A 23,652-nucleotide genomic window follows, 5' to 3' on the forward strand; every position below is an offset into this window, starting at 1 on the left:
GTTTTCAGCGGTAAAATTTGGGCCGGGAATCAGCCACTGAAAGGGCCGCGGCCCGAAGCTGCAACCGGGCAACGCCCACAAACCCGCCTGAAATGCCGGGCCGCCACAGCTAACCTGGCGGGCCTGCCGTAAAAGGCGAAGGAATACACTTGGTTTCACCTTAGCTCCTTCGCCATGCATCGTCTCCTGATTCTTTTGCTGCTGTTTGTTTCGGCCGGGCTCAATGGGCCCGCCGCCGCTCAAACCGGCACCGCCGAGGGCTTGCCGCCCCGGCCCACGCCCTTCCGGTTCGTAAACGACCAGGCCCAACTGCTGGCCCCGGGCGACGCGAAAAAGCTGGAAAGCGGCCTGCGCCGCTACGCCGACAACAACGGCACGCAGATAGTAGTCGTGACTGTGCCCACCCTGGCCGGGCGCGATGTGGCCGACTACGGCCGGGCCCTCGGCACGGCCTGGGGCATTGGTCAGCGCGACAAAAACAACGGCATTGTGGTGCTGCTCAGCGCCCAGGACCACAAGCTCACCATTCAGCCCGGTAGCGGCGTCCAGGCCCAGATTACGCCGGAGGTCACCAGCCGCGCCATCAGCAAGATGACGCCGGCCTTCAAGCAAGGCAATTATTTCGGGGGCCTGCGGGCGGGCCTCAACACCTTGATGCTGGCCGCCAACCCCAGCTCAGTTTCCCAGGCCACTACCGCCACTACTTCTTCCTCGGCTTCTTCTTCCCCGGCTTCGGCCGAAACCGGGACCAATATGCAGCGCCAAGCCAAGGAACCGGTGAGCCCCACCCCGAACGACCCGCTGCTCACGCCCCCCACCACGGAGCCCGATTCCGGGCCCGGCATGGGCACGGTGCTCCTTGGCGCCCTGGTAGTGGGCGGCATCATTTGGCTGCTGGTGCGCATGCTTCGGGGCCGCAACCAGTCGGCGGCTACGGCTGCCCAGTCGCGCACCACTCCGGATTTTCTGCCCAACCGCAACCCCGGTGGCGGCTCTCCCAATGGTCCCGTGAACATGCAGCGGGGCGGTAGCAACTTCGGCGGTGGCGGCGGCAACTTTGGCGGCGGAGGCGGTGGCATGGGCAGCGGCATGGGCGGCATCCTGGCGACGGGAGCCGCGGCAGCAGCTGGCGCATACCTGGGCAACCGCATGGCATCGGGCCACGAAGCCCCGAGCCATGGCCTGGCCGGCGACGGCACCACCCCGCAGCACTTCGACCCCAACACGGCGGCCGGCGCCGCGGGAGCAGGCGCCATGGGCACCGGCGCGGCCGACGACTACTTCTCGGGCCGGGATAGCAGTGCCGATACCAGCACTCCGGACTACTTCTCCGACGACACCGCGGCGGATAATTCGTCGAACGACTTCTTCTCTTCCGACGATAATTCCTCCTACGATGACCCGTCTTCCGGCGATTCCGGGGGCGGCGGCTTCGACAGCGGCAACGACAACAGCGGCTCCTGGTAGCCGCAGCCTGAGCTGGCAAACGGGCCCCGATGCACTTGGCACCGGGGCCCGTTCTTTTTGAAGCAGAGCGGCAGGTGCGGGCAAGCAGGAGCGGGGAGGCGTTGACCACTTGTTGGGCTGGCCCTCTATCTTTCGTCGTCTTTTCGTCGCTTCCTTTTTCTGCTTATGTCTTCGAATCCCAGTTCCGCAGCACCCACCGTTCCCGTTCTCGAAACCAGCCGGCTGCTGATGCGCGGCTACCAGGCGACGGATTTTCCGGCCTTGTTTGCCATGTGCCAGGAGCCCGGGTACTACCGCTACCTCACCCCCAAGCCCCTGCCCAGCGAAGAGGTGTGGAAATTGCTGCTGCGCAGCGCCGGGCACTGGGCGGTGATGGGCTACGGCTTCTGGGTCCTGGAAGAAAAAGCCACCGGCCAGTTAATCGGCGCCGCGGGCTACCTCCACCTCAAGCGCGACCTGGACCCGCCGCTGGGCGAGGCTCCAGAAATTGGTTGGGGCCTGACTCCCGCGGCCCACGGCCAAGGCTACGCCTCCGAGGCCGTGGCCGCCGCCATTACCTGGGGCGAGGAGTACTTCAACCACGCCCGCACCGTGTGCATCATTCACCCAGAAAACCAGGCTTCGCTGCGCCTTGCAGAGAAGTTCGGCTACCGCGAGTACGCCCGCACCACCTACCACGACGGCCCCATTGTGCTGCTGGAACGCGCTGGCCGGGCCGGATAAGGCGGGCCGACATGGCTGCCGATTGAATTACTATCCCACCAGAACTGTCTGGTTCGACGCGCCCGGCTGTTTTGCGTAGGCGCTACTTTACTATTTCCTCTGCTCAACAACGCTTATGGCTCCACGCCCTTATATCCTCGCCGAAACTACCTGGAAAACCGTTCAGGAGCACAAATACGAAGTAGTGGTGCTGCCCTGGGGCGCCACCGAGGCCCACAACTACCACCTGCCCTACGCCACCGACAACATCCAGAACGATTACGTGGCCGCCGAGGCCGCCCGCAAAGCCTGGGAGCAAGGCGCCAAAGTGGTGGTGCTGCCCAACATTCCCTTCGGCGTGAATACCGGCCAGCTCGACATTACCCTCGACATGAACCTGAACCCGAGCACGCAGCTGGCCATCGTGCGCGACCTGGTGCAGGTGCTGGCCCGGCAGGGCATCCCCAAGCTGGTGATTCTGAACGGGCACGGCGGCAACGACTTCCGGCAGATTCTGCGCGAGCTGCAGGCCGAATTCCCTCAGGTGTTTCTGAGCACGCTCAACTGGTTTAAGGCCGCTGACCGCAGCCAGTACTTCACCGCCCCCGGCGACCATGCCGACGCCCTGGAAACCAGCGCCATGCTGCACATCGTGCCCGAGTTGGTGAGTCCCCTGTCCGAAGCCGGCGACGGCGCGGCCAAGCAATTCCGCCTCACGGCCATGCGGCAGGGCTGGGCCTGGGCGCAGCGCGAGTGGAGCAAAGTATCGGCCGATACCGGCGTGGGCAACCCGGCCGAAGCCACCGCCGAAAAAGGCCAGGCCTTCCTAGACGCCGCGACCACCAACATCGGCCAGTTTTTGGTGGAGCTGGCGGCAGCCGACCCCCAGGATTTGTACGAATAAAAACCAGCCCAATAACTGGCTTGTTTGCTACGTGCTGGCCCGATGCATTTGCAGCGGGTGGCGCTTGATATGCTTATATGTCATCACGTTTCGATAGTGTAATTTTTGACCTTGACGGCACGCTCTGGGATGCGTCGGTCGCCATTACCAAAGCTTTTCAGGCTGCCAAAAGCAGCGTCGACTACATCGACAACGACGTGACGCTGGCGCAGGTGCAGGCCGTGACCGGCCAGCCCTACGAAGTGGTGTACGAGCGGCTCTTCCCGAACCTGCCACCGGCTAAGTTCGACGAGTACCGCGCGCTCTGTGCCCGCCAGGAGCTGGCCGCGGCCCGGCAGCCGGGCGGCACCCTATACCCGGGGTTGGAAGCTGCCCTCGCCTACCTGCGCGGCCGGGGGTACCGGCTGTTCATCGTCAGCAACTGCCAGTTGGGCTACGTGGAGGCTTTCTTCGAAAACAGCCAGCTGGCGCATTACTTCGAAGGCCACCAGTGCTTCGGCACCAGGAAGCTGCCCAAGTCCGAGAACATCCGCGAAGTGGTGGCCCAATACGGCCTGCACGCGCCCGTGTACGTGGGCGACACCCCCGGCGACCTGGCCGCCAGCCAGGCGGCGGGCGTGCCCTTCATCTTTGCTACCTACGGTTTTGGCCAGATTGAGCCAACCGTGGCCCCCCGGCGCATAGCCCAACTGGCCGATTTGCAGGAATTGCTCTAGGTCGGCTGGCTACAGGGCTACCGCTGGCTTTCCAGGTTCTGCAGGGGCGTGGCCATTTCCACGTTGGAGGTGTTGGGGAAGGCCAGAAAGTGCGTGACGCGAGGCTCGCCAGGCCCGCAGTGAAACCGCCGCACCTGGGCCTCCACAGCTAGGTCTTCCTTGGTGAAGCGGTGGTGCTGGCGCTGGTGCTCGCCCCAGGTGGCCACGTAGAAAAACTCGGTGATGTGCGTGGGGTGCGCCAGGTCCGAGAACACCCCGGCGCGCAGGGCCCCGTCGCGCAGCCGCAGCCGCTTGAGCTGCTCGGCCGCCTCCCGGAAGGCGGGCCAGTTGGCCGGCTCCACGCAGTATTCCACCATCACCACCACGGGGCCGTCGTCGGGGTCGATGTCGCCGCCTTCCACGGTGGGGTCGGGCCAGTGCTCGGCCGGGGCCAGGTCGAGGCCTTCGGCCGAGAGCATGGGGAAGGGCACGGCCAGCAGGGCGCTGGCCAGCATCCAGCCGGCCGCAATCAGCAGAGACGTGTCGAGGCTGAGGTGGTCGGCCAGCTCGCCCCAGGCCAGGCTGCCCACCGACAGGCCGGCCTGAAACACCAGCATGTACACGCTAATCACCCGCGCCTGCACCCACTTGGGCACGCTCAGCTGCACAGTGGTGCTGAAGCTGGTCATCACCATCAGCCAGGCAATGCCCGAGAGGAACATCACGGCGTAGAGAATGTAAATCTGGGTGATGAGAGCCAAGGCCAGGTTGGTGCCCGCAAACGCGAGCACGCCCAGCAGCACCCGCTGGTTGAAATTGAGCCGCGAGCCCGCCCGGCCCATCAGGAACGCGCCCGTGACGGCGCCCGCGCCCAGCCACGACAGCATCACGCCGTAGTGCCCCGAGCTCAGGTGCAGCTTGCGCGCAATAACCACCGACACCAGCCCCCACATGGCCGCCGCCCCAAACGAAAACGCGAACGTGCGCACCAGCACCCCGTAGATGGCCGGCGAATACTGTACGTAGCGCATGCCGGCGCGCAGGGCCCCCATAAAGTTCTCGGCCGGCCCACTGGTTTCGGTGGCTTCGCGCTTCCAGAAATACACCACGGCCCAGGTGCCCAGAAAGGACACGCCATTCAGGATAAATACCCAGCCCGAGGAATAGTAGGCAATGATGGCCCCGCCAATGGCCGGCCCAATGGCCCGCGCAATGTTGTTGCTGACGCCGTTGAGGGTAATGGCAAACGGCAGCACCGGCCGCGGCACTAGCTCGGTGGTCACGGTTTGCCAGATGGGCGCATTCAGGGCCGCGCCCATGCCCAGCAAAAACGTGAAGCCCAGCACTCCAAACGCCGAAATGCCGCCCGTAAGCGTGAGCACGCCCAATATGGTTGCCACAATCGCCATGAAGCCCTGCGTAAACAGCAGCAGCTTGCGCCGGTCTATCAAGTCGGCCATGGCGCCCGCGGGCATGCTCAGCAGGAAAGCCGGCAGGCTGGTGGCCGTCTGCATCAGGGCCACGAGCAGGGCCGAAGTCGTGAGGGTGGTGACGAGCCACACGCCGGCCACGTTTTGCATCCAGGTGCCCACGTTCGACACCATGCCCGCAATCCAGATGGCCCGGAAAAGACTGTAGGTAAAGGGCGTCAACAACGTGGCCTTGGGGACGGCGGCAGGCGGCAGAGCGGAATCAGGCATGGAAAACGGTCAGGAACTACCCTCTTCTAACAAGCGAAAGGGCTACTTGGCTTCTCCTACGGCTCCGAGCAGGTTAGGGTATTCGCCGCGGGTTACTTCCTTGCAGCACGTTACCGATAGTCTGTCAATAATCGTTTGTCATGGTCATGCTGACGAAGGAAGCATCTTTACCTCGATACTATTCCAATCGTCTGTTATAATCGTTTGTCATGCTGACGAAGGAAGCATCTTATCACTGCAGAACCAATCGTTGAGCCGTGAGAAGATGCTTCGCTACGCTCTGCATGACAAATGGCGTCAGCATGACAAAAGGCGCGAGCGAGGTGCTTCGCCACGCTCTGCATGACGGCCTACTCAGCAGCCAATTACACTGCATATCCTCTTGCGCAATGCCATTACCGGCGCTGCGACGACTCCCTCACCAGCAGCTTGGGCTTGAGCACAATGGGCTTGGGCGGACCCTGGCGGTTGGGGCCGCTTTTTAGCATTTTCTGCAGCAGCTGCACCGCCGTTTTGCCCATCTGCTCGCAGCGCTGGTCCACGCTGCTCAGCATGGGCTCGGTGAGGGAGGTGAACATCTCGTTGCTGAAGCCGACGATGGCTAAATCCTGCGGCACGCGCAGCCGGTGGATTTTGGCCACCTGCAGGGCGCCCACGGCGGCCAGGTCGTTGGAGGAAAATACGGCGTCGGGGCGTTGCGGCAGCTTCAGGAGCTGGCGCATGGCCTGCATGCCGCCCTTCTGGTTCATCTCACAGAAGACTTCCAGGTCTTTATCGTTGGCCAGGCCGTGGGCCGAAAGAGCATCGAGGTAGCCCTGGTGACGGTTTTTGTGAATGTTCAGGTGCAGCGGGCCGCTGAAGTGGGCAATGCGCGTGCAGCCCTGCTCAATAAGGTGGGTCACCACCTGGTAGGCGCCCTGGTAGTCGTCGAGCACCACGGCGCTCACGTTGCTGCCCTCAAAATCCTCCACCACCCGGTCGAAAAACACCAGCGGAATGTTCTGCTGGCGCACGGCCTCGAAGTGGCCGAAGTCGTGGGTGGTGTTGGCCAGCGAAACCAGAATGCCTTCCACCTGCGAGTTCATCAACAGGTCGATGTTCTTGTGCTCCTGGCGCGTGTCTTCGTTCGACTGGCATATCATCACGTTGAAGCCCAGCTTGGCGGCTTCGGTGGCGATGCCGTGCACCACCTGCGGGAAAAAGTGGCCCGTGATATGCGGCACCAGCACACCCAGCGTGTTGCTGCGGCCCCGGCGCAGGGCGGCGGCCAGCTGGTTGGGCTGGTAGTGCAGCTCTTCGGCCAGCTGGCGCACCCGGGCCTTGGTGGCCTCGCTCACGTCGTCGTGGTCGCTCAGCGCGCGCGAAATCGTAGAGGGCGAGAGGCCCAGCGTCTTAGCTAGGTCGGTAATGGAAGCACGGCGATTAGCCATCTGGTGGTTGTAGCGAGGTGAGAAAATGCCCGTGCCCGGTCATAAACCATTGGCCACGTGCCCTGGCACTGCCGGAGAAGGGAGGTGCGATGCCCAGCGGGCGCTCCGGCACTGCGTGCTGACAATTTGCCGAAAGGGGGCAGGCGGCCCAGTCAATGGAGCTGCCTTTTCGGGCGTAGATGGGAATTCTATTGCAATCTACTCCGGGGCGCGGAATCGAACCGGGCCCCGAAGAAATTTTTTGCGCCCGCTGCTACGGCAGCGCTTATCGGGGTGCTACTGCCCGGGTGCCAAGGGCCCGGCTTGGGGTTTATTCGATTACCAGCTCGTACTTGGCCACCACGCCCAGCAGGCCGTGCAGCGTGAAGCGGGCGCCCCGCAGCTGGTTGCTCTCGGGGTCGATAATGAAGCCAGTGGCGGAGGTAAAATCGGCCCCCACGAGCTGGGTTTTTTGAAACACAGCGCCAGCCAGGGAGCAGTCCTGAAACACGGCGGCCGAAAGGTCGGCGTCGGCAAAATCGGCCTCGTCCAGGGCGCAGCGCACGAAGCGCGTGGCCGGCATCTTGCGGGCCGCAAAGGAGGCGTAGCGCAGCTGACACTGGTCGAAGTGCACGCCAAACAGCATGTCGCGGCACGCCGTGAACTGCAGGCCCAGCAGCTTACAATCGTCGAACGCCACGTTCTGCAGCGCCGTGCCCGCCAGGCCCGCCGACGACAAATTGCAGCGCTCAAACAGGCAGTCGCTGAAGCGCTTGTTGCTCAAATCAGCCCCGCTAAAATCGCAGCCCACGAAGCGGTACTCGTCAAATTCGGTTTGGCCCGCCAGGTGGCGCGCATCCCAGCGCTCCGCCACGTTTTCGTCCGGGAAGTAGTGGGGCTTGTGGGCGGCAGTGGGCTTGCGGCGTGGTTTCATGGCAGCGGATAAGTGCGCAAAAATAGGTTGGTGGTTGTGAAGGCACCTCACCCCCGGCCCCTCTCCCGCGGAGAGGGGAGCCAGGCGATAATCCTTTGAATAGAAAAAGCCCCGGCTCAATTTTGAACCGGGGCTTTTCATTTTTAAGAAATTGAGCTAAAACTTGGGCCACCGTGGATCCCCTCTCTTATGGAGAGGGGCTGGGGGTGAGGTTCATCCTACAATTTCACCACGCGCTGCACCTGGCTAAAAGCCGCCCCGCTCAGCCGGAGCACGTAAGTGCCCGCCGCCAGGTGGGCCGTGCGCTGGCTGATTTCGGCCTGCAACTCCGCCGCCGTGCCCTGCAGCACGAGGACCGACTGGCCCAGCAGCGACACGACTTCCAGCGTCAGCGGAAGTGTGGGAGCTGGGGCTGCGATAAATAGGTTGAATGCCCCGGCCGCAGGGTTGGGAAACACCTGCATTTGCACGGCCGCGTACGGTTGGCGGGTGGCCGTGACGGTGCTTCGGAAATTCAGCCCAATAAGGACCGGGTCGTGGTCGGAGGAGCGAAAAGGACTGGTGGTGTTGGTATTGGTGCCGGCCTCGTCGTACTCCAGAAATTCGGGCTCGCTGGCGTTGATATGCCATTTCTCCACGGCGGCGTGGCCTACCAGATTGGGGGTGAGCACGGCGTGGTCGAGCGAGCCGCTGAGCCCGCTGAACACGTACGACGCGCTGCTGGCCGGGCTGCCCACCACCAGCCCGGCAGCGCGCAGAATGTCTATGGGGTCTTCCTCGTAGTTGGCGTTGTAGTCGCCCACGCTCACCACGTAGCGCGTGCCGACGGGCTTCACCGTACCGTTGATAAACTGCACGAGCCCGGTGGCCTGGCCCTTGCGGCGCAGGTTCGACGGGCCCTGGCCATCGCCCTGGTCGGCGTTGGCGCCGCTGCCGCTGGCTTTCGATTTGAAATGGTTCACGACGAGGGCAAACGTATCGGGAGCAGCCGTGCGGTTCGTAATGAAAAGTTGAGCTACCGGTGGGCGCTCGAATATGCCCGTGGCGCTGGCGATGAGCACATTGCCATACGCCGTGACCACTGCCGGCTTGTAGATAATGGCGCAGTGAATGAGGTCGGTATTGTTTGGCTGACGCAGGATTCCGTCGTTCACGAAGGCGTAGGTGCCGGCGCCCAATGCCTGGTTCAGGCCGTTTACAATGTCCTGAATAGCTGAGTTGGCGCCGGTGCCGTCGTTCTCAATCTCAATCAGGCCCACCACGTCGGCGTTCATCTGGGTGAGGGCGGTGAGGATTTTGCTGCGCTGGCGGTTGAAATCGGCCAGGGTGGTGGCCCCGCGCGCCGTGGGAAAGCCGGCGCCCGCCCCGTCGCCGTTGAAGTAATTGAGCACGTTGAAGCTGGCCACCTTCACCGCAATGGGCCCGAAAGTGGGCACCGGTGGGCGCACCACCGTGAGCACCGGCGCATCGGGCCCGGCCAGCGGCTGCACGCGCCACTTGCTGTTGCCGTAGCCCAGAATGCCGCGCAGGCGGGCCACGGTGCTGCCCACGCGCACGGTTTGGGTGGCGGCGTCGAGGTAGGGGATGGGCAGGAGATTAGTGGCCGCGCGGCCGTCGTCGAGGATAAAGGAACGGGCGGTATTAGCTGCCTGGTAGGCGCCCACGGCGGCCACGTTGCCGGTGCCGGTGCTGCTGGTGCCGCTGGCCGGGTCATCGTTGGGGTCCACAAACTGCGTGGGCTGATAAATAAGGCCTTGGGTTGCCAGGGTCAGCTCACCGCGCGACTTCAGCGCCGCCACATCCGATACTGTGACCGGCGCCGAAAACTGCACCAGCATGCCTTCATATTGCTCGGCTGCAGCGCTGGAAAAGGTGGCATTGTCCAGGGTGGTAAACGTCGGCAGCGCATGGCCCACTGACACCACCGCGACGGCCGGCCCGGTGAGCACCGCCTGGCCAAACGAAGGCGTAGCGGCCGTTTCCTCTACCGCGCCGGTTATGCGCACTTGGTCGCCAACGGCGACCGTGGGGGAGGTTTGCACCACAAACAGCGCATCGGAAGTGGCCGCATTGCCGTCGGCGTCGGCGGCATCGTTCTGCACATAAAAGCCGGCCGGGCTCAGCCCCGCGTACACGCCCGTTACCACGCCTTCAATGGTATAGGTGCCCGCGGCGGCAAGAGCCCCACTGCCCTGAATAACGCCGATGGGCGTGACCTGCTGCGCCTGCGCCGACGCGCTGGCCAAAGCATAAGCAGCAACCAGTAATAACGTCTTGGTAAAGAGTTTCATCAACTGAATAATGGGGCTAGAAAACAGGGCCCCAAATGTATTGGTATTTCAACGCATCGAGGGCGGGCCTGGCAAGCAGCGAGGAGGCATTGCGCGGTGGGCCGCATCGAGAACCTTGCGCCAAGGCGCAGGAGCAACATTCCGCGGCAAGCGCAACACCAAAGCAAAAAAGGCACGTAAGGCTAAGCTCCACTTTTCCTTTTGCCGATGCTCCGAGAAACTGCTGCTACCCCTGCTTTTGAAGCCATACCCGAAGCGGACTGCGACGAGTCGCGCCGCCAATTCATCAACCACGCCGGCCGGGGCCTGCTGGCCGTGAGCGTGGCCGGCACTTTGCCCGTGGCAGCCGCCAAGGCCCAAGCAGCGGCCAGTGCGGCCCAAGCGCCAGCTACCGGCCCCACCGATGTGAAGCTGCCGCCCCTGAACGCGCCCACCGAGCCACAAAGCGCCGGCCCGCCCAACCCCGACCCCGTAGACCAGCGCGTGGGCTTTGCCCTGGTGGGCCTGGGCCACCTCACCCTGGAAGAGCTGCTGCCCGCTTTCGCCCATTGCAAGCACGCCAAGCCGGTGGCCCTAGTGAGCGGCGACGCCGACAAAATGGGCAAAATAGCCCGCCAGTACGGCATCAAGCCCAGCAGCTGCTACTCCTACCAGACCTACGACCAGCTCAAGAATAACCCCGAGGTGGAGGTGATTTACATTGTGCTGCCTAACTCCATGCACGCCGAATTCACCGTTCGCGGGGCGCAGGCGGGCAAGCATATTCTCTGCGAAAAGCCCATGGCCAACTCTGTGAAGGAGTGCGAAGAAATGATTGCGGCCTGCAAGAAAGCGGGCAAAAAGCTCATGATTGCCTACCGCATTCAGTACGAGCCGCTCAACCGCATGGCCCAAAAGATGGTGCGCGACAAAACCTACGGCCCCACCAAGCTCATTGAGATGGTGAATACCCAGAACCAGGCCCACGACAACCAGTGGCGCCACAAAAAAGCCCTGGCCGGCGGCGGTGCCCTGCCCGATATCGGCCTGTATTGCCTCAACACCACCCGCTTTTTGCTGGGCGAAGAGCCCACCGAGGTGTCGGCCAGCATCTACAGCACGCCGGGCGATGCGCGCTTCAAGGAAGTAGAGGAAAACGTGAGCTTCCGGCTACGCTTCCCCAGCGGCGTGATGGCCAGCTGCGTGACCGGCTACGGCAGCTTCAACAGCAAGGCCTACACCGTGCACGCCGAAACCGGCAGCATCAGGATGGACCCTGCTTTTACTTACCACGGCCTGCACCAGGAGCGGGTGCACGCTCCCGGCGGAAAAGAGCTCAAGGAAACTCCCGGAGGCGACGAGAAGAACCAGTTTGCCCTGGAAATGGACCACATGGCCGAATGCGTGCGCCAAAACAAAACGCCCTACACGCCCGGCGAAGAAGGCCTGCAGGACCAGCGCATCATGGAAGCCATCTACCAGTCGGCCAAGGAAAACAAGCCGGTAAAGCTGGACAACGTGCGGAAAATCGACGCCTTTCGCGGCACGCCGCCCACGGACGAGGCATAAACTTTAGTCGGCTACTTGGTCTTAATAAACCGTGTCATGCAGAGCGCAGCAGTTCGCTCGCGCCTCTTATCATGCTGGCGCTGTCTGTCATGCAGAGCGCAGCGAAGCATCTTATCACCGTTAAACGAGTTGTGCTGACCTGATAAGATGCTTCGCTGCGCTCTGCATGACAGCCGATTTTCGACAGACGATTGGGTTAACTACCCCACGCAATACGCTTCAACTGCGCTCAACATGACGGGCTACTTTAATATTTGATTCTACCTTCCCAATACTGACTTCATGCGCACCATTAAGAAGCAGCACCGCGCCATCAATGCGCCCATTGCTGACCTTGTGACTTACCGGGCTCTGCCCACGGATTCGGTGGAGCACATCGACCCTTTCCTGTTTCTGAACCACCACGGTCCGCAGGTGTACCGGCCCAAGAACAACGGCTTGCCGTTCGGCCCGCACCCGCACCGCGGCTTCGAAACGGTGACGTTCATTCTGGATGGCGACATCCTGCACAAGGACAGCAGCGGCCACGAAAGCGTGATTGAAGCCGGCGGCATTCAGTGGATGACGGCCGGCAGCGGGCTGATTCACGCCGAAGTTTCCTCCGACCAGTTCAAGCAAACCGGCGGGCTGCTCGAAATTCTGCAGCTGTGGGTGAACCTGCCGGCCAAGGACAAGATGGTGGCCCCACGCTACATTGGGCTGCAAAAAAATGAGATTCCGACGGTGACGCTGGACGGCGGCGTGGTCATTCACGCAGTATCGGGGCAATGGGCTGGCACTGCGGGGGCCGTGCAGCCCTTGGCCGATGTGCAACTGGCGTGGGTTGAGCTGCCGGCCGCGGCCACCGTTACCCTGCCCATTGCGGCGGCGCGCAACATCTTCTTTTACGTGGTGCGCGGCACCGTGCGCGTGAACGGCGCCGAAGCCAAGTCCCGGCAGCTGGTGGAATTCAACCACGACGGCGACGAGCTGACCATCGAAGCCACCGATGCCGACGCCTTGGTGCTACTCGGCCACGCCCTGCCGTTCAACGAGCCCATTGTGTCCTACGGCCCGTTTGTGATGAACTCCGAAGCCGAGATTCAGCAGGCCTACCGCGACTACCAGCGCGGCGCTTTCGGCACATGGGAGGGCTAGCCCAAAGCATTAATTTTGCCCCAGCCTTAACCACCGCTTGGCCTTTTCGGTTGAGGAGTTGCCCAACCCACGGGCCCTTGCCAGATTGCACCAGGGCGCCGGGTTGGCAGGTGCCTGCTTTGTTGTTAGACAGTTGATTTCTAAATCTGCCCGCTCCCTTTATTTCGAAAACAGCATCGGCCGCATCTGGGAGGAGCCCGAAGGCTTTCTGCGGCTCGAGTACCGTGCCGGGCTGCGCGAGCCCGTACAGTTTCGGGCGTTGCTCACGCACGCCGTGCAGGCCATGAGCCGGCGGCGCTGGGAGAAAATGTTGGTAGACCAACGCGAAATGGCCCCGCTGAGCCCCAGCGAGCAGGAGTGGATGGCCACCGAGTGGCTGCCCCGCGCCGTGCAGGAAGGCGGCTACCGCTACGGCGCCATCCTGATTGCCAACAACGTGTTTGCGCGCCTCGCCATGAACCAGTACGTCATGGCCAGCCGCGGCCAGAGCCACGTCTACCGCACCTTCGAAACCGAAGAAACGGCGGTGGCGTGGCTCCTGGCGCAGCCCAAGCCGTTGGGCTAAACTGCGTTTTCGCGCACTACCTCCTCGGCGTCTACCTGCCCGGCCAGCAGGTCTTCGAAGGTCTGGCGGTGGCGGATGAGGCGCAGCTTGCCGTTTTCCAGCAGCACTTCGGCGGGCCGGGTGCGCGAGTTGAAGCTGCTGCTCATTTCAAAGCCGTAGGCGCCGGCGTTGTGGAACGCCAGCAAGTCGTTTTCGCGAATCTCGGGCAGCAGGCGGTCCCAGGCAAAGGTGTCGGTCTCGCAGATGTTGCCCACCACCGTGTACAGCCGCTCGGTGCCCTTGGGGTTGGTCAGGTTGCTGATGTGGTGGTAGCTGTCGTAGAACATGGGCCGAATCAGGTGGTTGAAGCCCGAGTTCACGCCTGCAAATACCGTGGCGGTGGTTTGCTTCACCACGGCCACGTTCACCAGCAGGTAGCCGCTTTCGCTCACCAGGTACTTGCCCGGCTCAAACCAGCACTCCAGGGGCCGGCCGTACTCTTTCTCAAAGCCTTTGAAGGCCTCGGCCACTTGCTTGCCGAGCGTGGCCACGTCGGTTTCGGCATCGCCGGGCTTGTAGGGCACCTTGAAGCCCGAGCCCAGGTCCAGGAAATCCAGCTCGGGGAAGCGCCCGGCGGCATCAAACAGGATTTCCAGGGCCCGCATGAACACGCCCACATCCTTGATTTCGGAGCCCGTGTGCATGTGCAGGCCGCGCACGTGCAGGCCGGTGCCCTTCACCACGCGCTCGAGGTGGCGCAGCTGGTGAATGCTGATTCCAAACTTGCTATCGATGTGGCCGGTTTGAATCTTGTAGTTGCCGCCCGCCTCGATGTGGGGGTTCAGGCGCACGCACACCGGGTAAGACCCGCCAAACGCGGCGCCGAAGCGCTCGAGCAAGGAAATATTATCAATGTTGAGGTTTACGCCCAGGTTTTTGGCCTCCACCAACTCCTCAAACGTCACGCTATTGGGCGTAAACAGGATGTCGTCGGGCGCAAAGCCCACGTGCAGGCCCAGCCGTACCTCGTTGATGCTCACGCAGTCGAGCCCCGCGCCCAGGCTGTGGATGTGGCGCAGAATGCTTACGTTGCTCAGCGCTTTGCAGGCATAAAAAAAGCGCGTTTTGTGCCCCGAGAAGCCCTTTTTTAGCTTTTCGTATTGGCGCGTAATGGTCGCTGAATCGTAGACGTAAAGGGGGGTGCCGAACTGGTCGGCAGCGGCGCGCAGCGCATCGTTAATACCTGACATAATCACAAAAGTAAGGCCCGCAGCGGCGCCTTAAATGAATCTCAAGCAGATAGTACATTCACGCCTCCCCCATAGTTTCCCTTTTCCCCTTTATGCCCAACCCCGAGACCCTCGAAGTGTGGCTGCGCGGCCCCCTGCCTAGCGTGCCCCCGCTGCTGCAGCCCATGGCCCACGCCCTGCTGCAGGCCCGCGAAGAGCTCACCGCCGCCATGCGCACTTTCCCAGCCGCGCTACTCAACGAGCGGCCCGCCGGCGTGGCCTCCGTCGGCTTTCACCTGCAGCACCTCTCCGGCGTGCTCGACCGGCTATTTACCTACGCCCGCGCCGAGGCCCTAAGCGCCACCCAGCTCGCCGCCCTGGCTGCCGAAACCCCGCCACTACTGATTCAGGCCGACTCGGTAACGCAATTGGTGAGCCGCTTCACTACGCAGGTAGATAAAGCTTTAGCTCAACTTCAAACCACCACCGCAGCCAGCCTAACCGAACCCCGCGGCGTGGGCCGGGCCCAGATTCCCTCCACCGTGCTGGGCCTGCTGGTACACGCCGCCGAGCATACCTCCCGCCACCTGGGCCAACTGCTGGTCACGGCGCGGGTAGTCCAGGCTGAAAGGCAAAATGAAACGATGTAGAGACGCGACACTTCGCGTCTTGGCGTTTGCACAGTTTGGATAATCGTCCAGAGCCGATGTTCAACGACAAGACGCCAAGTATGGCGTCTCTACATCGTTTTTCTACCGCGGACCAGCAGCCACGTGAGCCCGCGGCTTGGCGCGCTCGTATTGCACCGGCCACGGCATCTCAACGCCCAGGTCGTGGGCGGCGAACAAGGGGAAGTAGGGCTCGCGTAAAAACTCGCGGGCCAGCAGCACCACATCAGCTTGCCCGTTGGTCAGAATGGCTTCGGCCTCGGCGGGGGTGGTAATCAGGCCAACGGCCCCGGTTAGCATGCCCGTTTCCTGCTTGATGCGCTCGGCGAACTGCACCTGGTAACCGGGGCCCACCGGAATGGGCGCCTTGGGCACGTTGCCGCCCGTCGAGCAGTCTATCATGTCCACGCCCCGCACCTTGAGCATGGCCGCGAGCTGCACCGATTCGTCGGCATTCCAGCCGCCTTCGGTCCAGTCCGTCACCGACATGCGCACGATGAGCGGCAGCTCGGCGGGCCACACTTCGCGGGTGGCCGCCACCACCTCAAGCAGCAGCCGGATGCGGTTTTCGAACGTGCCGCCGTACTCGTCGGTGCGGTGGTTGCTGAGCGGCGACAGGAACTCGTGCAGCAAGTAGCCGTGGGCCGCGTGCAGCTCAATTACCTGGAAGCCGGCAGCCAGTGCCCGCTCCGCCGCCGCCCGAAAATCGGCAATTACCTTTTGCAGGCCGGGTCCATCGAGGGCGTGTGGCGTGCCGTAAGTGGGGGCAAATGCCAAGGCACTGGGGCCCACGGGCTGCCAGCCGCCTTCGCTTTCGGGTACGTGGCCCTCGCCTTTCCAGGGGCTGTAGGTGCTGGCTTTGCGTCCGGCGTGGGCCAGCTGAATGCCGGGCACGCTGCCCTGGCTTTTCAGGAAAGCTGTGATGCGCGTGAGCATGTGCAGGTGCTCGTCTTTCCAAATGCCCAGGTCGTCGGGGCTGATGCGGCCTTCGGGCGAGACGGCCGCCGCTTCGGAAATGATGAGGCCCGCGCCGCCCACGGCGCGGCTGCCCAGGTGCACGAGGTGCCAGTCGGTGGCAAAGCCGTCCACGCTGCTGTATTGGCACATGGGCGACACCACAATGCGGTTTTTCAGGGTGACGCCGCGCAGGGCAAGGGGTTCAAAAAGAGTGACCATGGAATGGATAAAATAACTGCGAAGGATAAGTGGGCTAAACTCGATTCTCGCGCCTTAGGTTATCGGCGGCGCCTTTCGCGCTCTGCATGACCGGCTATTGGGCATGATATTCAGTTTGCACATTACTCTTGCAATTCTCCCGCCCGTGCCTATCTTGCCGCCGTATTCACTGCCCCATGCTCCAGACGCGCTTCTTTTTTGGCTATTATTACTTCTGCGCCACCGCGTAGAACGAGCCGCCGTTTGTAGCTAACCCACCAGCACTACCAGCGCCGCTCGTTCTTCGAGAGGCGCTTTTTTAATGCCCGTTTCCAGATGCTCCCTACGCAACAGGTCTTTTTTTATTACGGCTATTACTTCTTTTTTAAAGAGAAGCGGGCCCTCTGTTGCTAGTGTCAACCATCACACTACTACCAACATCCCCAGGGCCCCGCACAACGGAGGCCTTTTTTATTGCTCGTTTTTTCAGAATTGCCATGCCTAAGCACGTGTCCATCCAGGGGTTCAAGGGAAGTTTTCACGAAGTGGCCGCCCGCCAGTATTTCGGGGCGAAGCCGGACCTGCTGCCCTGCGCCACGTTTGCCGCCGTGGTGGCCCACGTGGTCAACGGCTCGGCCGAGGCCGGCCTGATGGCCATGGAGAACTCGCTGGCCGGCAGCATTCTGCCCAACTACCTGCTGCTGGAGCGGACCGCGGTGCGCGTCACCGGCGAGGTGTACCTGCCCATTCACCAGCACCTGCTGGCCCTGCCCGGCACCACGCTGGCCGATGTGCAGGCCGTGCACTCGCACCCCATGGCCCTGCGCCAGTGCGGCGAATTTCTGGACGGCCACCCGCACTGGAAGCTGGTGGAAACCGACGACACCGGCCACAGCGCCCAACTCCTGGCCGAGCACCGCACCCCCGGCGTGGCCGTGGTGGCCGGCGCCCAGGCCGCCGAGCAGTTCGGGCTCAACATCCTGGCCCCCGCCATTCACGACGATCCGCACAATTACACCCGTTTTCTGGTGCTGGAGCGCGCCGAAACTGCTCAGGAAGACCCCCTAGCCGACAAAGCCTCGCTGTATTTCCATGCGCCCCACGCGCCGGGCAGCCTAGCCCAGGTGCTCACCCGGGTGGCCTCCCATGGCCTCAACTTGAGCAAGTTGCAGTCGTGCCCGCGCCCGGGTCAGCCCTGGCACTACGGCTTTCATGCCGATGTAGAGTTTGACGAGCTCGCGCAGCTCAACGCCCTGCTCCACGACCTGGTCCCCGTCACGGAGGAGCTGCGGGTGCTGGGCGCCTACCGCCGCGGCCACTGGAATACCACCGAAATCGCCACTGCCGATGCCGGCGCGGCCACGTCCCCCAAAGCAGCATGAACACCCCGCAATTTCCCATGCAGATTTCCACTGCCAGCCGCCTGGCCCAGACCGGCGAGTACTACTTCTCGCGCAAACTGCGCGAACTGGCCGCTCTCAACGCCGCCGGCGCCAACATCATCAACCTCGGCATCGGCAGCCCCGATTTGCCGCCGCACCCCAGCGTGACCGCGGCCCTAACCGCCACCGCCGCGCTGCCCAACGCCCACGGCTACCAAGGCTACCAAGGCACGCCGGCGCTGCGCGGCGCCATGGCCGACTTCTACCAGCGGCACTACGGCGTGGCCCTGGACCCCGCCACCGAAGTGCTGCCGCTGCTGGGCTCCAAAGAAGGCCTGATGCACGTGGCCATGACGTTTCTGGAAGCCGGCGACGCCGTGCTTATCCCTAACCCCGGCTACCCGACCTACCGCGCCGTGGCCGAAATCTGCGGGGCCGAAGTGCGCGAGTACGACCTGAGCGCCGCCACCGGCTGGCTGCCCGACCTGGACGCGTTGGCCGCCACCGACCTCTCGCGGGTGAAGCTCATGCTGGTGAACTATCCCCATATGCCCACTGGCACGGCCGCCGACCTGCCGTTTCTCACCCGCCTAGTGGCGTTTGCCCGCGAGCACCACATTCTGCTGGTGCACGACAATCCGTACGGTTTCGTCCTGAACGAAACGCCGCCCATCAGCCTGCTGGCGGTGCCGGGTGCGCGCGAGGTCGCGCTTGAGCTGAATTCGCTGAGCAAATCGCACAACCTGGCCGGTTGGCGCGTGGGCATGCTGGTGGGCCGGGCCGATTTGCTGGCCGACGTGCTCCGCTTCAAAAGCAACATGGATTCGGGCATGTTCCTGCCGGTGCAGCAAGCCGCCGTGGCCGCGCTGGCGCTGGGCGCCGACTGGTTTGAGGCCCTGAACGCCACGTACCGCGCCCGTCGCGAGCTGGTGGTAGAGCTGCTGCGGGCCCTGGGCTGCGCGCCCGCACCGGGCCAGGTTGGGCTGTTTATCTGGGCCGCCGTGCCCGCGGGCATTGCCGATGGCTACGTCCTCAGCGACGCCGTGCTGGCCGAGGCCCGGGTTTTCCTCACGCCCGGCGGCATCTTCGGCAGCAATGGCCTCGGCTACGTGCGCGCCAGCCTCTGCCAGCCCGAAGCGGTGCTGCGGGAGGCGCTGGAACGGGTAGAATTGATGAATAAACGTCATGCTGAGCCTGCCGAAGCATCTCTACCACGAGAGTAATAAATACTAGCTCAACGAACCACGCGAGATGCTTCGACTGCGCTCAGCATGACATACTTCTGAACAATGAATATTCCAAAGTCATGAACGTCACCATCATCGGTCTCGGCCTTATCGGCGGCTCGCTCGCCATCAGCCTGCGCCACCACGGCTTAGCGCAGCGCCTCATCGGCGTGGAGCAAAACCCCGCGCACGCCCGCCGAGCCCTGGAACTGGGCCTGGTCGATGAAATCGTCATGGACCTGCCCGCCGCCGTGCAGCAGGCTGATTTGGTGGTGGTGGCCGTGCCCATGGATGCCATGGTGAGCGTGCTGCCGCCCGTGCTGGATGCCACCACCGCGCAGCAGGTAGTTATCGACGTGGGCTCGACCAAGCAGGCGCTGCTGGCGGCCGTGGCCCAACACCCCAAGCGGGGCCGCTTTGTGGCCGTGCACCCCATGGCCGGCACCGAGCACTCGGGACCCGAAGCCGCGGTAGCGGGCCTGTTTGAAGGCAAAACCGTCGTGCTCTGCGATACCGATAAGAGCGACCCCGATGCCGTGCGCGTGGTGGAGCAGCTGTTTCATGCGCTGCCCATGCGCTTGCTCTACCTCGACGCCACTGCCCACGACCTGCACACGGCCTACGTGTCGCACATCTCGCACATCACGTCGTTTGCCCTGGCCCTTACGGTGTTGGAGAAGGAAAAAGAAGAGCAGCGCATTTTCGATTTGGCCAGCGGCGGCTTCGAGTCCACGGTGCGACTGGCCAAAAGCTCGCCCGCCACGTGGGTCCCCATCTTCCGCCAAAACCGGCTCAACGTGCTCGATGTGCTCGACGAGCATTTGCACCAATTGCAGCACCTGCGCGACCTACTCGAGCGGGAAGACTACGCCGGCCTAACCGAACAGATTCAGCAAGCCAACCACATCCGCAAAATCCTGCCTTGATTGGTCTCAGGAACAATAAAAAGAACGTCATGCTGAGCGCAGCCGAAGCATCTCTACCGCAATACTACCCAATGCTGTTTGCAACGAAGCGGGTGAGATGCTTCGGCTGCGCTCAGCATGACGACCTAATAACTAAAAACAAAAAATAACAACCCCAACCATTATGGTACCCACAATGAAATCCGCGCTGTTTAACCGCCAGCCCGACGACAAGCCGTTTCTTATCTCGGGCCCGTGCTCGGCCGAAACCGAAGAGCAGGTGCTCGACACCTGCCAGCGCCTGGCGGCCACCGGCAAGGTGCAAGCCCTGCGCGCCGGCATCTGGAAGCCGCGCACCAAGCCCGGCATGTTTGAGGGCGTGGGCACCAAAGGCCTGCCTTGGCTCAAGAAAGCCAGCGAGCTCACCGGCCTGCCCACGGCCGTGGAAGTAGCCACCGCCAAGCACGTAGAAGACTGCCTGGCCTTCGGTATCGACATTCTGTGGGTGGGCGCCCGCACCACCGGCAACCCGTTTTCGGTGCAGGAAATTGCCAACGCCCTGCGCGGCGTGGACGTGCCGGTACTCGTCAAAAACCCCATCCATCCGGAGCTGGAGCTGTGGGTGGGCGCCGTAGAGCGGCTCCAAAAGGCCGGCCTGGAGCACGTGGGCCTAATTCACCGGGGCTTTTCCAGCTACGGCAACACCGATTTCCGCAACGCGCCGATGTGGCACCTGCCCATCGAAATGAAGCGCCGGATGCCCGAAATGCCCCTGCTCTGCGACCCCAGCCACATCTGCGGCCGGCGCGATACCTTGTTTGCGGTAGCCCAACAAGCCCTCAATCTGGGTTTCGACGGCAACATGATTGAGTCGCACCAAAACCCCGACGCGGCCTGGAGCGACGCCAAGCAGCAAATCACTCCTGAAGTCCTCCGCGACCTGATTGAGGGCCTGGTGTGGCGCCACGAAACCACTAACCAGCGCGAATTCCTGACTGCGCTGGCCAGCTTCCGCGAGCAAATCAATCAGCTCGACGCCGAAATTATGCAGCTGCTGGGCCGCCGTATGGGCCTGGCGGAGAAAATTGGGCAGTACAAAAAAGAAAATGACATCACCATCCTGCAAACTGCCCGCTGGAACGAGGTGCTGGAGCGCGCCCTGCGCCAAGGCAAATCGGTGGGCCTCACGCCCGAATTTGTGGAGCAATACCTGGCTGCAGTGCACCTGGAATCCATCAACCGCCAGAGCCGGGTAATGGAATCGTAGCGCGCGGGCCGCGTCCTTGCAAAGGCGTCGTGGCCCTGGCATTAGCCAGGGCCACGACGCCTTTTTGGGTTAGAGCCGCGCTCCTTTCTGAGCCTATTGCTCCGGCCGCACGGAGGCGCGCAGTAAAGGAGTGCAGCTGAGTTTTGGGGAAGGCGTCAGCGCCCCTTTTGTTTGGTGAAAAAATAGAAAAAAGTGCCATTACGGTTCAGTATACGGGCTTTTTTGTGAAACAACGTGTTGGGCAGAGTAGTAAAATATATTGCCCGCGAGGGTAGTTAGAACTTCTATTTTTTTCCCACCCTTAACCCAACTATACCATGGCTATTCAAAAGTATCAGGACTCTTTCGGCGACATCATGCCGCAGAGTTTTTCGACCATGCTTGACCGGTTCTTTCAGGACTCTGTGGCGGGCCGAGGCCGCGTTAATGCATTTTCGCCCCAAGTAGATGCTTACGAAACCGACAAGGGCTATCAGATTGACGTGGCCCTGCCCGGCCTGAAGCGCGATGACGTCAAGGTAGATTTCCAGCAGGGCCGCCTTACCATCTCCGGCGAGCGCCAGTTCAAAAACGAGCAAAACGACCGACGCTACCACATTGTGGAAAGCTCGTACGGGTCGTTCCAGCGCTCCTTCCAACTGCCCGACACCATTGAGCCACGTCAGATTCAAGCCAGTTTTGAGGACGGCGTGCTGCACGTGACGGTGCCCAAAGACGAGGAGAAAACCATGCGCCACCAGATTCAGATACAGGGCGCACAGGCTGGGGGCCAGCCAAGCGGCCAGCTGTCCGAGCGCATGGGCCAGCAAGCCACCGACGTGCAGGTGCAGCAAGGCAATGACCAAGGCAACGGCCAGAAAGGCGGCAACCAAGGCGGCCAGCGCCAGAAGGAATCGGCCTCGCGCTAAGCAGCGGGTATAAAGTTCGCACAGCACCAGAATGCAACCGTTTTCCGAATTTTGTGCGGATTTAATACCAAGAGTACAAAATTAAGGGGCCGTGCATAGCGCATGGCCCTTTTTAGTTTAGCTCAATTGCTGGCTTGGCGCCAGGTAGTGCTAGCCGCACAGGTTGGTTTGCATGACCCGCTCGGCCCCAGTACAACATTAATGAGGAGCGGCCTGACCTAGTGAGTTATCTGCGGTTCGGAGACGCACTGGCAGTTCCTACGGGCTGGCCTTGTGCATCGAAATACTGCTGCTTGGTTTGGCCGCCATCTTGAAACTGGGCGCGGTAGCGGGGTGCGGCCGCATCGGCTTTGGAGTCGGGGCCAATGAACTGCAGCTTGGCATTGGGGTAATTCTTGAGCAGGTAGGCCTGAGCGGCGGCGATGGCAGCTTTTTGCTCAGGCGTAGCCGGTACTAAAGGGGCGACTTTATCCACTTTCTCGTTGAGCGCCAGCACGGCGGCCGAATTCTGGTTGGCCGTGGTTACTACAATGGCCACCGCCCCACTGGCTGCGCCAAACGCCTGGCGGGCCTGCTTTTCGTCCAGCATATGGATGTAGGCAATGCTTTTCTGGTCGAGGGCGTACACTGCCGCCTTGTCGCTCAGCTTGCCATCGAGGTAGTACACGGCTGGGCCGGGCGCGGCGGTTTGGGTGACAGGCGCGGCCGCAGCGGGTGACAGCGCCGCGCCCACACCCACGGCCAAGCCCACCGCCAGCGGCAAAGCCAGCAGGTAGCGCCCGGTCTGGGCCAATGCGGAAGCAGGAGAATTCATCATGATAACGCGGTTTTTGAGGGTTGGGAAGGTGAAATGGGAGACGAGCGAAGGCCCGGCCACGCCTTGGCTGAGGCGCAGCAGGCTGTATTGGTAGGCCTGGCGGTCGAGGCCGGTTTGCAGGGCGGCGTGGTCGGCGAGGTATTCGAGGTTGTCGAGCAGGGCCCGGCGCAGCAGCCAGGCCGCGGGGTTGCACCAGGCCATGGCCTGGGCCACTTGGGCCAGCAGCACGTCGAGCGTGTGCCACTGACGCACGTGCACTTGCTCGTGGCGCAGCACGGCCGCCAGCTCGGCGCCGGCGTGCTGTAGCGGGTTGAGGTAGATGGTGCGCCAGAACGAAAATGGGCTGACCGCGCCCGCCAGCACCCGGATGGGCTGGCCCAGCACCACCGAAGGGCGCGAGGTGCGCCGCAGCTGCCACAGCGACAGCAGCTGCACCAGCAGCCGGCCCAACAGCACCGCCGCGCCACCGGCGTACAGCAGCAGGCCCCCTGCTTCCCAATCGACGGCGGGCGCCACCGGGCCCGCGACCACGGCGCTGTGAACGGGACTGGTTTCTACCAGCACAAAAGCTGCTGGCAAGGACGCTTCGGCGGGAAACAGCGCCGGCAGGGGCAGCAACGGATACGCTGCGGAAAAAAGCAGGGCGAACAGCAGGTAAAAGCGGTTCAGCGAGAAAAAAGTGAGCCGGCGCAGCAGCCCAAAATACGCCAGCGCAAACAGCAGCAGCGCCACATTAGCTTTCAGCAGGTAGATAGAGGACATGG

The 23,652-nt window shown here is 62.7% G+C and carries 20 protein-coding genes; 13 read left to right on the top strand and 7 right to left on the bottom strand.

The window, feature by feature from the left end; genetic code table 11:
• The first annotated feature begins 174 nt into the window (after positions 1-174).
• The 4 genes from LJ738_RS13970 (at position 175) to LJ738_RS13985 (ending at position 3,789) form a co-directional block, all read left to right on the top strand.
• Complete coding sequence (locus tag LJ738_RS13970; protein WP_227787038.1) at positions 175-1,467, top strand: TPM domain-containing protein; 1,293 nt, start codon at positions 175-177, stop codon at positions 1,465-1,467.
• A gap of 165 nt (positions 1,468-1,632) precedes the next feature.
• Positions 1,633-2,190 carry a GNAT family N-acetyltransferase gene (locus tag LJ738_RS13975; protein ID WP_227787039.1) on the top strand — a complete coding sequence of 186 codons (558 nt, stop codon included), beginning with the start codon at positions 1,633-1,635 and terminating at the stop codon, positions 2,188-2,190.
• Between the two features lie 115 nt (positions 2,191-2,305).
• Complete coding sequence (locus tag LJ738_RS13980; protein ID WP_227787040.1) at positions 2,306-3,073, top strand: creatininase family protein; 768 nt, start codon at positions 2,306-2,308, stop codon at positions 3,071-3,073.
• Between the two features lie 77 nt (positions 3,074-3,150).
• The gene (locus tag LJ738_RS13985; RefSeq protein WP_227787041.1) at positions 3,151-3,789 is read left to right on the top strand and encodes an HAD family hydrolase; all 639 of its coding nucleotides are present in this window, start codon (positions 3,151-3,153) and stop codon (positions 3,787-3,789) included.
• A 17-nt stretch (positions 3,790-3,806) separates the two neighbouring features.
• On the opposite strand, the gene LJ738_RS13990 is transcribed toward LJ738_RS13985, so the two are convergent.
• From LJ738_RS13990 to LJ738_RS14005, 4 genes are all read right to left on the bottom strand, one after another.
• Entirely contained in the window at positions 3,807-5,468 is a 1,662-nt protein-coding gene (locus tag LJ738_RS13990) for an MFS transporter (RefSeq protein WP_227787042.1), read from the bottom strand.
• 395 nt (positions 5,469-5,863) lie between these two features.
• Positions 5,864-6,898 carry a LacI family DNA-binding transcriptional regulator gene (locus LJ738_RS13995; RefSeq protein ID WP_068189864.1) on the bottom strand — a complete coding sequence of 345 codons (1,035 nt, stop codon included), beginning with the start codon at positions 6,896-6,898 and terminating at the stop codon, positions 5,864-5,866.
• Between the two features lie 310 nt (positions 6,899-7,208).
• Positions 7,209-7,811: a pentapeptide repeat-containing protein gene (locus LJ738_RS14000; protein WP_227787043.1), complete on the bottom strand. Its 603-nt coding sequence runs from the start codon at positions 7,809-7,811 to the stop codon at positions 7,209-7,211.
• 218 nt (positions 7,812-8,029) lie between these two features.
• Positions 8,030-10,102: an ExeM/NucH family extracellular endonuclease gene (locus LJ738_RS14005; protein ID WP_227787044.1), complete on the bottom strand. Its 2,073-nt coding sequence runs from the start codon at positions 10,100-10,102 to the stop codon at positions 8,030-8,032.
• A gap of 207 nt (positions 10,103-10,309) precedes the next feature.
• On the opposite strand from LJ738_RS14005, the gene LJ738_RS14010 reads away from it, so the two are divergent.
• The 3 genes from LJ738_RS14010 (at position 10,310) to LJ738_RS14020 (ending at position 13,352) form a co-directional block, all read left to right on the top strand.
• A complete protein-coding gene (locus tag LJ738_RS14010) occupies positions 10,310-11,650 on the top strand; it encodes a Gfo/Idh/MocA family protein (protein WP_227787045.1) in 1,341 nt (446 codons plus the stop codon).
• 282 nt (positions 11,651-11,932) lie between these two features.
• Entirely contained in the window at positions 11,933-12,787 is an 855-nt protein-coding gene (locus tag LJ738_RS14015) for a pirin family protein (RefSeq protein WP_227787046.1), read from the top strand.
• 133 nt (positions 12,788-12,920) lie between these two features.
• A complete protein-coding gene (locus tag LJ738_RS14020) occupies positions 12,921-13,352 on the top strand; it encodes a hypothetical protein (RefSeq protein WP_227787047.1) in 432 nt (143 codons plus the stop codon).
• Here LJ738_RS14020 and lysA read toward each other — a convergent pair.
• Entirely contained in the window at positions 13,349-14,581 is a 1,233-nt protein-coding gene (lysA, locus tag LJ738_RS14025; protein ID WP_227787048.1) for a diaminopimelate decarboxylase, read from the bottom strand. The genes LJ738_RS14020 and lysA overlap by 4 nt on opposite strands.
• Positions 14,582-14,673: 92 nt before the next feature.
• Between lysA and LJ738_RS14030 the strand changes: the two genes are divergently transcribed.
• The gene (locus LJ738_RS14030; RefSeq protein ID WP_227787049.1) at positions 14,674-15,210 is read left to right on the top strand and encodes a DinB family protein; all 537 of its coding nucleotides are present in this window, start codon (positions 14,674-14,676) and stop codon (positions 15,208-15,210) included.
• Between the two features lie 102 nt (positions 15,211-15,312).
• Here the strand turns inward: LJ738_RS14030 and LJ738_RS14035 are convergent, their stop codons facing one another.
• Complete coding sequence (locus tag LJ738_RS14035) at positions 15,313-16,404, bottom strand: NADH:flavin oxidoreductase/NADH oxidase (RefSeq protein ID WP_227787050.1); 1,092 nt, start codon at positions 16,402-16,404, stop codon at positions 15,313-15,315.
• A 476-nt stretch (positions 16,405-16,880) separates the two neighbouring features.
• On the opposite strand from LJ738_RS14035, the gene LJ738_RS14040 reads away from it, so the two are divergent.
• The 5 genes from LJ738_RS14040 to LJ738_RS14060 all read left to right on the top strand — a co-directional run bounded on the left by LJ738_RS14040 (position 16,881) and on the right by LJ738_RS14060 (position 22,071).
• The gene (locus LJ738_RS14040; RefSeq protein ID WP_227787051.1) at positions 16,881-17,765 is read left to right on the top strand and encodes a prephenate dehydratase; all 885 of its coding nucleotides are present in this window, start codon (positions 16,881-16,883) and stop codon (positions 17,763-17,765) included.
• Between the two features lie 17 nt (positions 17,766-17,782).
• Entirely contained in the window at positions 17,783-18,988 is a 1,206-nt protein-coding gene (locus tag LJ738_RS14045) for a pyridoxal phosphate-dependent aminotransferase (RefSeq protein WP_227787052.1), read from the top strand.
• Between the two features lie 83 nt (positions 18,989-19,071).
• A complete protein-coding gene (locus LJ738_RS14050; RefSeq protein ID WP_227787053.1) occupies positions 19,072-19,917 on the top strand; it encodes a prephenate dehydrogenase in 846 nt (281 codons plus the stop codon).
• 175 nt (positions 19,918-20,092) lie between these two features.
• Positions 20,093-21,163: a chorismate mutase gene (locus LJ738_RS14055; protein ID WP_227787054.1), complete on the top strand. Its 1,071-nt coding sequence runs from the start codon at positions 20,093-20,095 to the stop codon at positions 21,161-21,163.
• Positions 21,164-21,480: 317 nt separating this feature from the next.
• Positions 21,481-22,071: an Hsp20/alpha crystallin family protein gene (locus LJ738_RS14060; RefSeq protein ID WP_227787055.1), complete on the top strand. Its 591-nt coding sequence runs from the start codon at positions 21,481-21,483 to the stop codon at positions 22,069-22,071.
• Positions 22,072-22,297: 226 nt separating this feature from the next.
• Here the strand turns inward: LJ738_RS14060 and LJ738_RS14065 are convergent, their stop codons facing one another.
• Positions 22,298-23,650, bottom strand: a complete 1,353-nt coding sequence (locus tag LJ738_RS14065; RefSeq protein WP_227787056.1) for a M56 family metallopeptidase — start codon at positions 23,648-23,650, stop codon at positions 22,298-22,300.
• Positions 23,651-23,652 lie beyond the last annotated feature (2 nt).

The sequence above is a fragment of the Hymenobacter plasmatis genome (assembly GCF_020711255.1).
Lineage (GTDB): Bacteria > Bacteroidota > Bacteroidia > Cytophagales > Hymenobacteraceae > Hymenobacter.

Coding starts and splice junctions, on each gene's coding strand:
- LJ738_RS13970 (WP_227787038.1), top strand. CDS start 175: ATGCATCGTCTCCTGATTCTTTTGCTGCTGTTTGTTTCGGCCGGGCTC.
- LJ738_RS13975 (WP_227787039.1), top strand. CDS start 1,633: ATGTCTTCGAATCCCAGTTCCGCAGCACCCACCGTTCCCGTTCTCGAA.
- LJ738_RS13980 (WP_227787040.1), top strand. CDS start 2,306: ATGGCTCCACGCCCTTATATCCTCGCCGAAACTACCTGGAAAACCGTT.
- LJ738_RS13985 (WP_227787041.1), top strand. CDS start 3,151: ATGTCATCACGTTTCGATAGTGTAATTTTTGACCTTGACGGCACGCTC.
- LJ738_RS13990 (WP_227787042.1), bottom strand. CDS start 5,468: ATGCCTGATTCCGCTCTGCCGCCTGCCGCCGTCCCCAAGGCCACGTTG.
- LJ738_RS13995 (WP_068189864.1), bottom strand. CDS start 6,898: ATGGCTAATCGCCGTGCTTCCATTACCGACCTAGCTAAGACGCTGGGC.
- LJ738_RS14000 (WP_227787043.1), bottom strand. CDS start 7,811: ATGAAACCACGCCGCAAGCCCACTGCCGCCCACAAGCCCCACTACTTC.
- LJ738_RS14005 (WP_227787044.1), bottom strand. CDS start 10,102: ATGAAACTCTTTACCAAGACGTTATTACTGGTTGCTGCTTATGCTTTG.
- LJ738_RS14010 (WP_227787045.1), top strand. CDS start 10,310: ATGCTCCGAGAAACTGCTGCTACCCCTGCTTTTGAAGCCATACCCGAA.
- LJ738_RS14015 (WP_227787046.1), top strand. CDS start 11,933: ATGCGCACCATTAAGAAGCAGCACCGCGCCATCAATGCGCCCATTGCT.
- lysA (WP_227787048.1), bottom strand. CDS start 14,581: ATGTCAGGTATTAACGATGCGCTGCGCGCCGCTGCCGACCAGTTCGGC.
- LJ738_RS14030 (WP_227787049.1), top strand. CDS start 14,674: ATGCCCAACCCCGAGACCCTCGAAGTGTGGCTGCGCGGCCCCCTGCCT.
- LJ738_RS14035 (WP_227787050.1), bottom strand. CDS start 16,404: ATGGTCACTCTTTTTGAACCCCTTGCCCTGCGCGGCGTCACCCTGAAA.
- LJ738_RS14040 (WP_227787051.1), top strand. CDS start 16,881: ATGCCTAAGCACGTGTCCATCCAGGGGTTCAAGGGAAGTTTTCACGAA.
- LJ738_RS14045 (WP_227787052.1), top strand. CDS start 17,783: ATGCAGATTTCCACTGCCAGCCGCCTGGCCCAGACCGGCGAGTACTAC.
- LJ738_RS14050 (WP_227787053.1), top strand. CDS start 19,072: ATGAACGTCACCATCATCGGTCTCGGCCTTATCGGCGGCTCGCTCGCC.
- LJ738_RS14055 (WP_227787054.1), top strand. CDS start 20,093: ATGAAATCCGCGCTGTTTAACCGCCAGCCCGACGACAAGCCGTTTCTT.
- LJ738_RS14060 (WP_227787055.1), top strand. CDS start 21,481: ATGGCTATTCAAAAGTATCAGGACTCTTTCGGCGACATCATGCCGCAG.
- LJ738_RS14065 (WP_227787056.1), bottom strand. CDS start 23,650: ATGTCCTCTATCTACCTGCTGAAAGCTAATGTGGCGCTGCTGCTGTTT.